This is a genomic window from Sphingobacterium mizutaii, from assembly GCF_900187125.1.
Taxonomy (GTDB): Bacteria; Bacteroidota; Bacteroidia; order Sphingobacteriales; family Sphingobacteriaceae; genus Sphingobacterium; species Sphingobacterium mizutaii.
Genome location: NZ_LT906468.1, coordinates 3646702 through 3662198 on the forward strand (window position 1 = coordinate 3646702; position 15497 = coordinate 3662198).

The window sequence follows — 15497 nt, forward strand, 5'->3', positions numbered from 1 at the left end:
GTTGTTTTTGGGAAAGAGGTTGCTGTATAGAATATTGAATTCGTCTGGAGAATTTGAACCAGGATGGATGGGATGAGAGGATGGGCCAAGATTATTATCGTGGGATAAATAAAAACCCTAGATTGGTAATAGGCAGTGTAGGGGCGAATTGAATTCGCCCGCTGAACTATATTTGAACCCGAATTCAATCCCCCACACACAAAAAAAAGGGTTGCCATTCCTGACAACCCTTTTTCAATTCAAAACAAAAAATCTTATTGACTTGCTGCTTCGTATAATGGTCTATAGGTTTCAAAGATCTGATTAACTTCTTTCAAAAGATCTTGTTGTTTGGCATCCGTCAATACCCTTTGGTAATTCTGGATGGCAGCCAAACCGAAACGCATATTTCTAAATTCAAGATTAGGCTTAGTTTCTGCGATGTTCATGTAATAAGCCATGTTTTCGCGAAGGAATTTCAAGTTTCTCTTCACGATTTCATTCGCTTTTTCCACCTCTCCAGTTTTGTACATGGCATCGATCAAGGTTGTATAAGAGAACACCTCTGACATCAAGTACGCACGCTTAGGTAAGTTTTCGTAAGCATTGTTAACCAATTTCTTAGCCTCGGTATTCTTGCCCATTGATAATAGGTTTTGAGCTGTCTCACCAAAGATATTACCAGCATACATACTGATATAACGGTAAGAATCTGGATCTAAGTAATTAGAATTGGCAATATTACCCCAAGTGAACTTATTGATGATATTATTGTAGGTTCCTTCCACATCGGTAATCGGTCCTGTAACCTCACCTTCGGCAGCTAATGCCACAGGCATCAAGCGCATCGCAAATCCTTCTGAAACCAAGAACTTCTCTAAACCAATCATATTCTCTTCTGGAGTAGTAGAAGTAAAATAAATAGGACGTTTCCAACCGTTGTTGGCCAATAGCGCCATGATCGAAAGATCCGCTCTACTTACAATTCCTCCACTGTAATTCCATTGCATCGTATCAACGATGGCATCTTCCCACTCTTTAGGAACCACTTTGTTTGCTATTACAGCTTGTTTATCAACCTTCAACTGCATTTTCTTGGTTGGAAGGATATTCGCCCAATCTCCGCTTTGCAATTGAACCTTATATTGCTGATCATCCGAAAGCATGATCTGCAATAGGTCTTCTACATCTACATATCCAGGGATATTCATGTCACTGAAGTAAATCACATCGCGCACACCATCCTTGATTTTCTCTGGATCGATGTTCAATGGCAATGCATCAGCATCGTTCACCTTGTGCATCATTTGCTTCATGTACCAATCTGCACTCAGTAAACTTAAGTTTACCACACGTACGTCGGTACGGAAACCTTCAACTTCTTGCACGTACCATAAAGGATAGGTATCGTTATCACCATAACTGAATAGAATGGCATTTGGCGCACATGATTCCAAATAATTCTTTGCCATATCACGAGCCAAGAATTTCTCGGAACGGTCATGGTCATCCCAGTTTTGGCTTGCCAAAAGAACTGGTCCTGCAAGTAAGGAAACAGCTGTTGCTCCGATGGCAGCATTTTTCGCATTGACTTTCTTCGATAGTAAATCTGCAATCCATATTACACCCATCCCAACCCAAATACAGAATGCGTAGAAGGAACCAGCATAAGCATAATCCCGTTCACGCGGCTGCAATGGGGTTTGGTTCAGGTACAGCACAATGGCAAGACCTGTAAAGAAGAACAATAAAGTTACTACAGAAGCATCACGTTGCTGTTTCTTGAACTGCCACATGGCTCCTAAGATCCCTAATATCAATGGAAGGAAGAAATAGGTATTTCTACCTGCATTTTCTAATTCTGAGGTTGGAAGTGCATATTGACCTCCCAATCTTACATTATCGATCGGCTTAATACCCGAGATCCAGTTTCCTTCAGTAAAGGAACCTTGCCCTTGTTGGTCATTTTGGCGACCTACAAAGTTCCACATAAAGTAGCGACTGTACATCTGCCCTATCTGGTAACCGAAGAAGAACTTCAAGTTATCGACCATGGTAGGCACTTCATCGGGACCTAAATTCAAGAATTCTCTATAATAGGACTCGTGTTTATCGGAATAGATACGTGGAAACAGCGTACTGTGGCTCCAGGTATAATCGAATTTTTTCTTAGCTACGACATATTTGTTACCATCCTTACGGTAGATGTTTCCTGTTTCAAAAACATCAGTTGGTTTTGCATCAAAGTATCTTCCTTTTAATAAAGGCTCATCACCATATTGCTCACGGTTTAGGTAACTTAAGAAAGTAAATACGTTGTCAGGATCAGAGTTGTTCAAGGTTGGGTTTGCTTTTGCCCTTACCAAGATCATGGTAAATGAACTATATCCAAAGATCACGAATGCTAAACTCAATAGCGATATATTCAAGATTGGCTTCACGTTTTTCCATGAATACCAGATTCCAAAAAGCAATAGACCCGCAACCAACAGGGAGAAGAAAGTGGCACCTGTGCCAAATCCCATACCTAAACTGTTCACGAAAAACAGGTCAGAGAAGGCTGCAAATTTGATCAAATACTGGATAACACCCCATAATACCACCGCTAATACGATGACACCGATGATCAGAGCTTTTGCTATCCCACCTCCTGTTACTTTCGATGTTCTTCTGAAATAGATTACCAAGGCAATCGCTGGAATCACCAATAAGTTCAATAAGTGGACGCCAATGGATAAACCCATCACATAGGCAATCAAGATTAACCAACGGTCTGCCCCAGGTTCATCAGCCTTTGCTTCCCATTTTAGTATGGCCCAAAATACAACCGCAGTACATAATGAAGACATTGCGTATACTTCAGACTCAACTGCCGAAAACCAGAAGGTATCCGAAAAGGTATAAGCCAATGCACCGACAACCCCTGCCCCCATGATCTTGATCAAATTACCTTCGGAGATTTCCTCTTTCGAAGAAAGGCTCACATAAGCTTTCTTTGCAAGTGCGGTAATGGTCCAGAACAAAAAGGTAATGGTCAAACCACTACAAACGGCAGAACCCACATTCATCCAATAAGCAATGCGAGAGTTATCTCCCATCGCAAGGTTGGAGAACAAGTTTTGGATCATTAAAAATAAGGGCGCCCCCGGCTGGTGCACAATTTGCAACTTGTACGCCGAAGCAATAAATTCACCTGTATCCCACCAGCTTGTTGTCTTTTCAAGCGTCAAAATGTAAGTCAGTGTGGCAATAATACCCACTACCCATCCTAACAGGTTATTGATTTTTTTATAGTTCATACTAAAATATAGAAGGGTTTTCTAAAAATTATGCTTCGAAAATAAGGAATACAAATTATAATTAGACAAATAGTTTCTATTTTCTAGTAGCAAAATCCCATAATCTTAGCTACCGACGGTCTAATGAAAGATAAAGTGAAAAAATATCGGCTTGAAAATCAGTATATTTAATAATTAACGCACTTTTTTATTTGCAGAATAGAAAACTCGACGTATATTTGCATCGTCAAAAGGGAACAACCCGATGACAAAACCACAAAAGTTTGCCCAATAGTATAATGGTAGTACGACGGTTTTTGGTGCCGTTTGTCTTGGTTCGAATCCAGGTTGGGCAACTCAAAAAAAGGCTTGAAACAATGTTTCGAGCCTTTTTTGGTTATATTGGAATCCTACTAATGGTCAGCCCAAAAAATATTGGAACTTGCCTAAATCCAGCGATTCCAAAAACTTTGGTCTTCGGCTTTTCCAGCAAATCATTCGTTTCATACTCCTTGGATTTAAATTCAGAACAGATCCCGAAAAGAAGCAACAATCAACTTACTTTCATTCGAGTCTCATTCGAGACATATTCGGGAAAAGCCTAGAAAATGCTAGGAGAGATATCGAAACCAATAACAGAAATCTACTGGATCGATATAACAATTTCCTTAACCCTTTCTTGCTTTCTATTGAAGTTAAATTAGGACAGCTTCGAGGAGGAATTGGATATTCTTTTGAACATATTGCGAAAATTCCGAATGAATCTCGAATATGGTTAAATTCAAACCTGCTATTTTGCAAAATTTATTGAAATGAAGACAGGTCAAAGACTTAATAAATGGTTATTTTAATGCAATAGCGATCTATACCCTCCTATTATTAGGTATTTTTTAATGCAAGTTAAATAAGCATATTTGACTTTTGCTACTTACATGAAAAAAAGCTTCTACCTATTCCTTTTTCTTCATTTCAGCATTGGCTTATTTGGGCAGCAATCGCTGAGTCAAAATCCTATTGTAGATAGCTTAATCAATCTCCAAAAAAACGGAAAAAATGATAGTATAAAGGCTCGAGCTAGCTTTCTGCTCTCAGATTATTTCTACCAAGACACGACTCTCTCCAAGTCCTACCTAGAATCCGGGGATCATGTACAAAAGTTGTGGAGGGGACAAAAAATAATTAGATATTTGTGCTTTGAACTTATAGATAGATGCACGATTCATTTAAAGCCCTAATGCCCCTTATCATTCCTGAAGGAGTTTCCGATTATTTTGAGATGACCCACTATTCCCAAGGTGAGAGTCGGTTGGATATCTTCCTAGAAGAGATGAATGTCATTCCTGAAGAGTTTCAAAAGAATAAGCTGATCTCCAAAGGTTTCTTTGAGCCTATTACCCTGCAGGATTTTCCTATTCGCGGTCAGCAAGTTTACCTACATGTGAAACGCCGCAGATGGCTCAATCAGGGTACCGATAAAGTAGTTTACAGGAATTGGGAATTAGTAGCAAAAGGGACGCGTATTACACAGGATTTCGCGGCTTTTTTAAAAGGTATCAGCGGACAACCAGGCTCATAGCATCCAGACCATCAGTTCGTTCTACGGCATTTCGGCCAGTAAACTAAGGAGATATTATAGAAATAAGCTCAGTGGTTTTCAGGATTGGGAACATCGAGAGAATGCAAGAGAAGGTTTGATCTTCCCACAGAATGTCAGCAGCCATCTTTCTATTGACGAGACCTGCCTCTCTCATGGAGAACTCTATACCGTTGTCACCAACAAAAGAGCCCGTGGCAAAAAAGGGACCATTGTAGCTATACTGAGCGGCACAAAATCAGAGAACATCATTCCCATCCTACAAAAGATCCCGAAAAGACTATGCAATAGAGTTCAAGAAATAACTCTTGACCTGGCGGGTAATATGGGGCTAATTGCAAAGAAATGTTTTCCCAATGCTGTCCAGGTAATTGACCGCTTCCATGTCCAGCAACTGGCCACCGAGGCGCTTCAAGAAATAAGGATCAAGCACCGCTGGCAGGCGATAGATGAAGAAAACCAAGCCATCGATGCTGCCAGGAGAGCTAAAGAATCCTATCTACCGGAGGTATTGTCCAATGGGGACACCATAAAACAGATGTTGGCCAGGAGTCGCTATCTGCTCTACAAAAGTGAGCATAAATGGACTGTAGATCAAAGGGAAAGGGCTGCATTGCTTTTCGTCCGGTACCCCGATATTGAAAAGGCTTACAGGTTGTCACAAGAGCTGTCCTGGATATTCAATACGACCATTGACAAGGTCTATGCCTTTACCAGGTTGGCTAAATGGGCTGAAAAAGTAGAAAAGGCTGGCTTCAAGTCATTCAACACTGTTTCTCGAACCATAAACCTCCACTATAAAAAGATATTGAACTACTTTGACAACAAGAGCACCAATGCTTCGGCAGAATCGTTCAATGCCAAGATAAAAGCTTTCAGAAGTCAGTTCAGGGGTGTCGGAGATATCAACTTTTTTCTCTTTAGATTGACTAAATTATTTGCTTAGTCCACAGGTTTTGAAACTGATCCGAATCCGGGAGAAAACTAATAAGAAACAATAAATTCCTCAAAGGTTTATACCATCATTATTTCGCAGGAATCTATTTCTACCTAGATTCTGAACTCGCTATTCGGGAATATCAATACGCCATTGAGTGCTTTGAAAAAGTAGAGGGCAGGGAAAGCCTTTCTTTTCAAGCGAAATCTTGGCATAACATCGGGGTTCAATATCAATTTTTGGGGGAACCAAAGAAGTTTATGGAAATCCTGAGTGAACATAGCATACCGTTGTCCCGAAAAGCACAGGATTATGGACAGACAGCGCTCTATCTTGGGGAAATCGGGATGCTGCTGATGAATAACCAGGATTACCAGACTGCATCTTTTTATTTCCATAAAGGATTAAAGACCATGGAGGCGCATCCACCCGTAGATCAGGCAGACCATTTAGAAATACTCGTGAATACCGCCCGGAATTTTCTTTTCTTACAAAAACTGGACTCTGCAAAAATGTTTATTGACAGAGCAGAACCTATCGCCATGGAAATCAGGGAAAACAGTCTTTTCTATGATTTCATTGCCGTCAAATCCAATCAACTCAATGAATCCAAGGAGTTTCTAGCGGCAAAGGAATTATTGTTACCTGCAATTGAAGATGCAAAAAGGGAGAATGTTGCTGATTCGCATACCTATAAAATCAATGCTCTTTACTTCCAACTGTACAAAGCTTATTTCGGCAGCAATAAATTTAATCTCGCAAAAGAGGCCCTCTACCAAGGGATGCAATACGAACCCTACAAATCTGCGATTAATACAGTAATACGATATTCCAAACTGGCGGAGGTCTATGAAAAACTTCATGATTATCCTTCTGCATATCGCTATGCCCAGCTCGCTTTCCAGATCCGGGACTCGGTCTATAACGAGGATTCCCGGAGGGAAATCAATGCCATGGAAAAAAGATTGCAACTTTCCCAGAAAGAAAGGCAGATCAACCAGCTCAAGTCTGATAATGAGCAGATCAGCTTAATCCACAAAAACCAACAGCTAATACACAGCTTGATAGCGGTAGGCAGCTTTATCCTCTTATTACTTGTTCTTTTCTTGATCTATGTATTTCAGAACAACCGCCGAACGGGAAAAATAAAGCTCAATATGCTGGAACAGCAGAATAAAATTGAGGTAGCGCAGGCAGTTATGCATGCCGAGGAAAACGAAAGACATCGAATTGCCCAGGAATTACATGATGGGTTGGGCGGAACACTTTCGGCAATAAAGTATAAACTATCCATGGATTCGGCAAACAGTAGCCCGGATTTGATGAAGGAGATCAATAAGCAATTGGAAAACTCGATTTCAGATCTCCGAGGAATTTCGAGAAACCTAATGCCTGGCACCCTAGTCCAGTCTGGACTGGATATAGCACTAAAAGATCTGTGTGCATCTTTGGCTACCGATTATCTGCAAGTGGAATACCATTCCTTTAGTATACAACCCAGCATCTCCAAAGACAAACAGCTCAATATCTATCGGATCATCCAAGAATTGCTGACCAATAGTATCCGGCATGGTCAGGCGAGTAAGATATTGGTTCAGTGCAGCCAGGCAGAAAATAAATTTTTTATCGTACTTGAAGATAATGGCAAAGGATTTGACAAAGAGATATTGAAGAACAACATGGGGATGGGAATTAATAATATCAGGCGAAGGATCGACTTGATGCAGGGAATCTTTGAAATGGATTCCACGATTTCTGAAGGGACAACAGTTAATATTGAACTCAATGTCTGAAGGAAGGAAAACACTAGCACTAGTCGATGATCACCCTATCGTAATTGAGGGACTCAAATCTGTCTTGTCCAAGTGGAATGGGCAGTATGATTTAATCTGCTTTTCTAATGGCCTTTCTATTTTAAACTACTTGCATGATAATCATATAGATATTGTCTTGTTGGATATCTCATTGCCAGATATCAATGGACTGGAGGTCTGCAAAAAAATAAAGACAGAAAGCCCGAGGACCAAGGTCGTTGGCCTAAGCAATCAAGCGGAATATAACGTGATCTCCATGATGCTTGAAAATGGGGCATCTGGATTTCTACTCAAAGAGGTTCCTTCACACGAAATCATGGAGGGTTTGGATCAAGTCGTCAAGGGAGAAACGGCCTTGAGTGCTGAGGTCAAAAACATTTTGGCTAGCCAATCCAAGCAGACGCAGAGCTTACCCTCGCTTACCAAAAGGGAAAAGCAATTGATCCAGTTGCTGGCCAAGGGAAAAACCACCAGTAAAATTGCAACTGAACTATCCTTGAGCAAATTTACGGTGGACACCTACCGTAAGAATCTCCTCCAGAAATTCAATGTCAAAAACAGCAGTGAGCTATTGGTGTTACTCATTGAAAACAAGATGATATAATTTATTGATTACAAATGCATCATCAATAAAAAAAGAGAGCCTAATTGGCAGCAATAATGTGGACACATCGGCATTCATATTTTATAATCTGAAACATTTATCTAACTTTGCGGCTACATAAAGTTAACAGGCTCAAAAGAAGCTTTAAAATGCTGCAGAAATCGAAATATCAATATAAAAAACCCCAATAAATCATTTCACCATGCCTTTGCAATTTAACACCGTAAAATTATTTGCTGGATCAGGAACTTTAGAACTAGCAGACAAGATTTCAAAATCTTACGGAAAACCCCTAGGAGACATGACTTTGTCGAAGTTTTCTGACGGCGAAATTCAACCTTTCTACAACGAGTCCGTTCGTGGAAGTGATGTGTTCTTAATTCAATCTACCAATCAACCCACTGACAATCTATTAGAGTTATTGTTGATGATCGATGCGGCTAAGCGTGCTTCAGCGCATTACATCACGGTAGTTGTCCCTTATTTTGGGTATGCACGTCAAGATCGTAAGGACAAACCTCGTGTTGCAATTGGAGCAAAAATGATCGCTAACCTAATCACTGCTGCGGGTGCACACCGCATCATGACGATGGATTTGCATGCTGCTCAGATCCAAGGATTCTTTGACATCCCGGTTGATCACTTGGATGGTGCCATTATCTTCGTTCCATATATCAAATCCTTGAAATTGGAAAACTTGATGATCGCTTCTCCAGATATGGGTGGTTCATACAGAGCACGTACATTTGCGAAATTCTTCAATGCTGAGGTTGTTATCTGTGATAAACGCAGAAAACGTGCAAATGAAATCGAGTCGATGTCGATTATCGGTGATGTTACAGGACAGGATGTGGTATTGATCGATGATATCTGTGACACAGCAGGTACGCTTTCCAAAGCGGCTGCCTTGATTATGGAGAATGGTGCAAGATCCGTTCGTGCGGTATGTACACATGCTGTATTATCAGGTAAAGCTTATGAAACCATTGAAAACTCTGTATTATCAGAAATGATTGTGACGGACACCATTCAATTGAACCCAGAGAAAGCTGCTCAATGCACTAAAATCAAGGTTCTTTCTACTGCAGATCTATTTGCAAACGCAATTAAGAATGTCAATGAACATGGTTCTATTTCGGATTTATTCGACGTAAAATAAACCATTATTCAAATAAAACAAGCGAAAGGGTACTTCAAAAGAGTATCCTTTCTGCATTATTGGGATTTAGTTGGCAGAGTAACAGCAATTTATTTTTGCAATAGGGTCAAAAATTCTTTCAGCAATTCATTTTAATGATTATCTTTGCACCTCAAATTTTAATATATTAAAACATGAAATCAATTGCTATTAGCGGTTCTGCAAGACAGAACGTAGGGAAAAGAGATGCTAAGGAATTGCGTTACGAGGGAAAAATCCCTGCAGTTCTTTACGGTGGTAAAGAACAAACACATTTCTCGGTATCCGCAGCTGATTTGAAACCAGTTCTTTACACTCCAGAAGTTATCTTCGTAGAATTGGAAATCGGTGGCAAAAAATCAAAAGCTATCGTTCAAGAAGCTCAATTCCATCCATTAACTGACGAAGTTACTCACGTAGACTTCTTACAATTATTTGATGACAAAGAAGTTTCTGTGAACATTCCAATCAAATTGGTAGGTACTTCTCCAGGTGTTAAAATGGGTGGTAAATTAGTTCAAAAATTACGTAAACTTCGCGTTAAAGCTCTTCCTAACAGCTTACCTCAAGATATCGAGGTTCCTATGGAAGGTCTTGAAGTGGGTAAATCTTTCCGCGTAGGTCAAGTAACTTTAACTGATGCTAAAGTATTAAACAACGCTGACGATACTATCGTTTCCGTTACTATGTCACGTGCTCTTCGTCAAGCGGAGCAAGAAGCTGCTAAAGCTGCTAAAGGTGGTAAAAAATAATTTACTAGCACAGTATAAAAAAATTGAAGGCATCGAAATTTCGATGCCTTCTTTGTTCAAACTAAATATATAAGAGTTAAATGTTTCTACATCTGGGAAGCTTCCTTTTCTATGGCTTCAATGGTTGGACCATAATCGACTCCTAACCCCTCCTGTTGGTAAACCAATTCGCCCTGGGCATTGAATAAGCTGATGATATTGGAATGCGAGAAATCGATCGGTGATATCTGCTTATAATTCACAGCTAAGGTCGCAGCAAACTCTCGAGTATCTTCTTCATTCGATCTAAGGAATATCCATTGCTCGCTATCCATTTCATTTTCGATAGCAAATTGCTTCAGCCTTTCAGGGGTATCGACCTTGGGATCAATGCTGACCAATAAGAATTTGATCTTGTCCTTGTTTTTGGATTTCACGGTTTTTTCGATATGGCGCATATCGGCGACCAATCTTGGACAAGCGGCCTTGCAAGAAGTATAGATCATGACCGCGACCACCACATTGCCTTTTAGATCTTTCAGTTCCATTTCTTCCCCATTCTGGTTGGTCCAATGCGAGGGAAGATTATAAACCGAGAGATCAGAAAGAGAATCAGTCAAGATAGGCTGCTTGAGCTCTACCTGGGTGCTCGTTTCAGGATTTTGGCAAGCTTGAGCCAAAAGTCCTAACGCAAACAAGGTCAATAATAAATTCTTCATCATAACATTCTTTATTTAATATCTCTAGCACAGCGGAACCCTAGGTTCCTACTGCTATAAGAAGCTTTCATACTGCCACGAAAAGCATAACGCATGAAAGCAGCATAATTCATCAGGTCTGAGGCATTCACGGAAGCCCCTCCACAGAACAGGTTTCCATCTTCACCTTTATCTTTTCTGGATTCGCCAGTCAAGAAAATACTGTTAAAATCTGAGGTCCATTCCCAGACCAATCCATGCATATCATATACCCCCCAATAGTTCTTAAAGGTACTCCCAACTTCATTGTTATAAGTCTTAGCTGTCTCATACCAACTTAGGATATATTGATTATAGGATTTCTTGGTCCTGGCATCCATTGTTTTCGCATCCGACATCGCTACATATTCCCATTCATCCATGGTCGGCAATCTCTTTCCTTTACTTTCACAGTATTTTTTAGCGGCATACCAAGAAACATTAGTCACTGGGGCTTTAGCCTTGGCCGGAGCATAATCAAGATCAGACTTCCAATAAGCCAAATAGCTTTTGTCGGCAAACAATTTTTTGATTTGCGATTTGCTATAGGACTTGTTCGTCTTTAAAAATTCTAGGTATTCTTGATTGGTGACAGGGAACACATCCAGATAGAATGAATTCACTGAAACCGGTCGTTTATCCGCCGTACCATATAAGGGGACATAGTTGCCCTTTTTGATCAGGACCATGTCTTGAGCATATAAGGCTTGACAGCTGAGTAAACAATACAATAAGTAGCTAAATATTTTCCACATCATCTAATCTCCATAAGTTTGGGGAGCACAGCTATGCACCCCCCAAGCTGTATTATTTTGCGCGACGATCCCTAACATTGATAGGAGTCACGAAAGTTTTATTATTTCCCCAATTGTTATACACATAGTTCAATACATCTGCAACTTCTTGGTCAGTCAGAGACTGTCCAGGCATCACTGAGTTATATTTTTCCCCATTTACGGTAATCTCGCCTTTCAAGCCAAACAAGACTGCATCAATGGCTTTCTCTTTGTTGTTATTCAAGAAATCAGATTTTGCCAATGGAGGGAATACCCCTTTAATCCCTTGTCCTTCACTCTGGTGACAAGCCAAACAGGTCCTTGCAAAGACTGATTTACCATCAGCGATGGATTGATCTGGCGTTTTTGCGATAATAGGTTTTTTCTTAGCCATTTTAGGCATGTGTTGGATGGTACCTCCTTCAGGCAGATAGATCCCTTCCATAATTTTACCTGAATAGATTTGGTGGTTTTCTTCCCCTTCCACTTTCAACATACCCAATGCACCTTTGTTAAAGGCTCTGAAAATGGAGTGGTCCACCATCACCAAGGTACCTGGAACATCTACTTTAAACTCTACGATGGCTGCTCCGCCCGCAGGTATAAGGGTAGTCTGTATATTATTGTTGATCAGGTCACCGCCTTCTACATGCACCTTATCAAAGATCTCGCCGATGACATGGAAAGAAGACACCAAGTTCGGTCCACCATTCCCCACAAAGAGACGGATAGTTTCACCCACTTTGGCTTGAAGTGCATTATCATTGACCAATGCATTTACATTACCATTGAATACTACATAATCTGCTTCTTCTTTGATCGCTTTGTTCATATCAAATGCTTGTAAGCCTTGTTCACCATAGGAACCTTCGGTATAGAAGTCACCTTGCATCACATAGTATTCCTTATCCACAGGCGCTAATCCGCCTTCAGGTTCTACCAAGATCAAGCCGTACATCCCATTGGCAATGTGCATCCCCACCGGAGCGGTAGCACAGTGATAGACATAAAGACCTGGATTCAAACATTTAAAAGAGAATGAAACCTCGTGTCCAGGCGCAACCAATGATGATTCAGCACCACCCCCAGGACCTGTTACGGCATGTAAGTCAATATTATGCGGCAATTTATTATCAGGGTGGTTCTTGAGTAAAAAGTCAACTTCATCCCCTACTCTGGCCCTAATAAATTGGCCAGGGACAGAACCTCCAAATGTCCAGTAGGTATATTTAACACCATCGACCATTTCACCTTCCAACTCTAAAATTTCTAGGCTAACTTTTAGTTTTGCTGCATCTCTTTTACCGATAGGTTTTGGCACTAAAGGTGGTGAAGTCAGCTCAGCTACGATTTCTCCTTTCACTGGAATCTTGCTCGTATCAATCTGTTTATTTTCTGCGGAATGCTTGCAAGCGGTAAATGCCACTGCAACCCCCAACAGCATACTAAATAAAGTAATTTTGTTTTTCATGTTTCAGCATTATTTTTTAATAATTCTCCTCTTTCTTACTAATTAAAAATACTGGAAATCCGAGTGTTTTTAAATGACACCAACCATACAAAAAAGTGGCCTTCATTACATTTTTATGACAAACTAGATGATGATTATCATGCCTTGGAAAATGTGGGCTAATAATGAAAAAAAGAGGCTTTGGGAGTAGTCATGGTCGGAAGAAATTCCGACCATTTTTTATGTTTTAAAAACTTTACCTGGGTCGCCTCCTGCAAATATGATTAGAATAGCAGTTATCATATCCCGGAGCTCCATGGCTATTCGTCTTTTAGCGGTTTTGTAGCCCAGATTATTGGCTTTTTTGTAGATCAACAAAAGCATCGCTGCAATCATTGTCATATAGACCATCACTTCAATCCCGTTCTTGTTCATTGAAACCAGGTGACTTAGGTTGAGTTCCTGTTTCAGGAACCTGAAAAACACTTCAATGTCCCACCGCTTTCTGTAATAATCAGAAATTTCCTTGGCAGAGAGTTTAAATTCGTTGGTCAGAAACCAGAATTCTTTGTTCTTTTTTTGGTTCCTGATGACCACCAAACGGAATAAGGTTTCTACTTTCTCTTGCCGGTAATGCAGTTTGCCCCGTTTGTTCTGGACGGGGCTTCCAGTGTAAAGCTTTACCTTGCTGTCTTTCAGCACTTCCCAATCATCCCATTTGGGAGATTCTTTCTCGTCAAGAAATGATTCAATCTCTTCAAATTTTCTGTTATCTTTCGAACGAATGATGAATTTCACAGACCCTTCCTCAAATTCTTTCATTGACCGTGTTGATTGCAGGCCCCTGTCCATGACATAAACATTGCCGTGATGCTCTTCTTTTCTTACTTGTTTTAAAACAGCTTCCGGGAGTGCGGACTCTTCGGAAGAGTATTTCTGGCCTGTAAATACCTCTACTCCCGAAGGTAAGATGCCATCAAATGAAAAACTGAATTTCACTAATTTCTTGCCGCTTTTCTGGTCAATCCCCTCTTTTAACTTAGAGCAGGCATCGGCAACAATAGTGCTGTCAACTCGTATCAGGTTGTACTTGGCTATCTCCGTTTTATTATAAGATTTCGCAAGCCGCAAATACATCTGCTCATAGATTTCTTTGAAATAACTGGGGTCGATCTTGGAAAGTCTCTCGGAGATAGAACTCCTGCGAACTTTTTCTTCTTCCCCCAATCCAAACAGGGCCTTAAAGCCGCTGCTGTTAAAAGTGTCCTCAAGTGTCCTCTGGCTCAATCTATCGTTGTCAAAGACGCAGAATAAAAGCAGATAGAACATTTTCCTCCCATGGAGCACTTTACTATAGTGGTCAACATTGGTGGTCGCTGAAAGATGGCTTAAAAGCGCCTCGGGAATGAAATCCAGAACCTGACTAAGGGAAACTTTGTGGTCATTGAATACTGACATAAATGTTTGATTATCAGTATAAACATACAAAATTTAAACGACAAAAACAAGTTAATTATTTGATTATCAGGTAATTGTAAAATTATTTTTTGCACATATAAAAAACAAAAAAGTCGGAAGAAAATCTTCCGACCATGACTACTTTGGGAGAGCCTCTTTTTTCAATAAAAAATTTATTCAACGGTGTTTAAGGATTTTTGCTGGCGCAAAAATTGAGTCAAAATTTATGGAGAATTCTTATTTCGTATTTTCCTCTAATCGGATAGATTTGGGAAATAGGATATTGTTTTCTAAGTGTATATGTTTATGCAAATCTTGTTCAAAATCGCGAAGCATATCAAATGCCACGCGGTAAGTATTGCATGCGTCTTCAGGTGCGGTATAATTGTCGGATAATTCGGCAATTTTCGCAAAGCGTCCGCCTTCGGTTTCATGTTCATGGATCATCATACTGATTGGATTCTGAACAGAACCAAAACCCGGTTGAACATAGGCTGCTGGATTTGATTTGGTTTCCTCTAATTTCTCAATGTATGGGAACAAAATCTTTTCTTCTTTTTCCATGTGATGACCAAGATCCAATGCGCTTTCTTCAAACAATTTATTGATTTCATAAAGTTCTGGATGTCTTTCGCCATGTACTCGAGCTACCTTATTGATATAAGCCATTAATACCGGCGTTTTTTCGCGCACATATCTATGATGGGTTTTTACTATATAGGACACCAATAAATCAGAAGGCCATGAATTGAAATCGATTTGCTCGCCTGCAGATTCATTCAATACATTGTTTAGGTCATCCAATAGGCTTTCCTTATTGATGCCTTTTTTATCAGCAACAGTTCCAATGGCAACTTGTCCACCACAGCAGAAATCCATTCCATATTTGGTAAATACAGCAGCAGTCTTGAAATTCTTAGCTACTACATTACCGATTTTTTCATTTATTAAGTTTTCCATGA

Annotated in this window: 12 protein-coding genes and 1 tRNA gene; 7 read left to right on the top strand and 6 right to left on the bottom strand. The window is 40.1% G+C overall.

The window, feature by feature from the left end; genetic code table 11:
- Positions 1-254: 254 nt before the first annotated feature.
- Positions 255-3278: a glycosyltransferase family 117 protein gene (locus CKW03_RS15760; protein ID WP_093101387.1), complete on the bottom strand. Its 3024-nt coding sequence runs from the start codon at positions 3276-3278 to the stop codon at positions 255-257.
- A gap of 264 nt (positions 3279-3542) precedes the next feature.
- On the opposite strand from CKW03_RS15760, the gene CKW03_RS15765 reads away from it, so the two are divergent.
- The 7 genes from CKW03_RS15765 to CKW03_RS15805 all read left to right on the top strand — a co-directional run bounded on the left by CKW03_RS15765 (position 3543) and on the right by CKW03_RS15805 (position 10135).
- Positions 3543-3613 (top strand) — tRNA-Gln (locus CKW03_RS15765).
- Positions 3614-4467: 854 nt separating this feature from the next.
- Entirely contained in the window at positions 4468-4833 is a 366-nt protein-coding gene (locus tag CKW03_RS15780) for an ISAon1 family transposase N-terminal region protein (RefSeq protein ID WP_093101381.1), read from the top strand.
- A 28-nt stretch (positions 4834-4861) separates the two neighbouring features.
- On the top strand, positions 4862-5797 hold the full coding sequence (locus CKW03_RS15785; RefSeq protein ID WP_197701031.1) for an ISAon1 family transposase: 936 nt from the start codon (positions 4862-4864) through the stop codon (positions 5795-5797).
- Positions 5798-6048: 251 nt separating this feature from the next.
- A complete protein-coding gene (locus CKW03_RS15790; RefSeq protein ID WP_093101377.1) occupies positions 6049-7581 on the top strand; it encodes a sensor histidine kinase in 1533 nt (510 codons plus the stop codon).
- Entirely contained in the window at positions 7574-8206 is a 633-nt protein-coding gene (locus CKW03_RS15795) for a response regulator (RefSeq protein WP_093101375.1), read from the top strand. The genes CKW03_RS15790 and CKW03_RS15795 overlap by 8 nt, the downstream gene beginning before the upstream one ends.
- Before the next feature lie 202 nt (positions 8207-8408).
- Positions 8409-9365, top strand: a complete 957-nt coding sequence (locus CKW03_RS15800; RefSeq protein ID WP_093101373.1) for a ribose-phosphate pyrophosphokinase — start codon at positions 8409-8411, stop codon at positions 9363-9365.
- A gap of 173 nt (positions 9366-9538) precedes the next feature.
- Positions 9539-10135 carry a 50S ribosomal protein L25/general stress protein Ctc gene (locus CKW03_RS15805; RefSeq protein WP_093101371.1) on the top strand — a complete coding sequence of 199 codons (597 nt, stop codon included), beginning with the start codon at positions 9539-9541 and terminating at the stop codon, positions 10133-10135.
- Between the two features lie 86 nt (positions 10136-10221).
- Here the strand turns inward: CKW03_RS15805 and CKW03_RS15810 are convergent, their stop codons facing one another.
- The 5 genes from CKW03_RS15810 to ric form a co-directional block, all read right to left on the bottom strand.
- Positions 10222-10836: an SCO family protein gene (locus tag CKW03_RS15810; protein ID WP_197700943.1), complete on the bottom strand. Its 615-nt coding sequence runs from the start codon at positions 10834-10836 to the stop codon at positions 10222-10224.
- Between the two features lie 8 nt (positions 10837-10844).
- Positions 10845-11609, bottom strand: coding sequence for a formylglycine-generating enzyme family protein (locus tag CKW03_RS15815; protein WP_169919016.1), 765 nt, complete (start codon positions 11607-11609; stop codon positions 10845-10847).
- Positions 11610-11658: 49 nt separating this feature from the next.
- Positions 11659-13098, bottom strand: a complete 1440-nt coding sequence (nirK, locus tag CKW03_RS15820; protein WP_093101365.1) for a copper-containing nitrite reductase — start codon at positions 13096-13098, stop codon at positions 11659-11661.
- A 219-nt stretch (positions 13099-13317) separates the two neighbouring features.
- Positions 13318-14535, bottom strand: coding sequence for an IS4 family transposase (locus CKW03_RS15825; protein ID WP_095067897.1), 1218 nt, complete (start codon positions 14533-14535; stop codon positions 13318-13320).
- A 237-nt stretch (positions 14536-14772) separates the two neighbouring features.
- Positions 14773-15495, bottom strand: a complete 723-nt coding sequence (ric, locus tag CKW03_RS15830) for an iron-sulfur cluster repair di-iron protein (protein WP_093101677.1) — start codon at positions 15493-15495, stop codon at positions 14773-14775.
- Positions 15496-15497 lie beyond the last annotated feature (2 nt).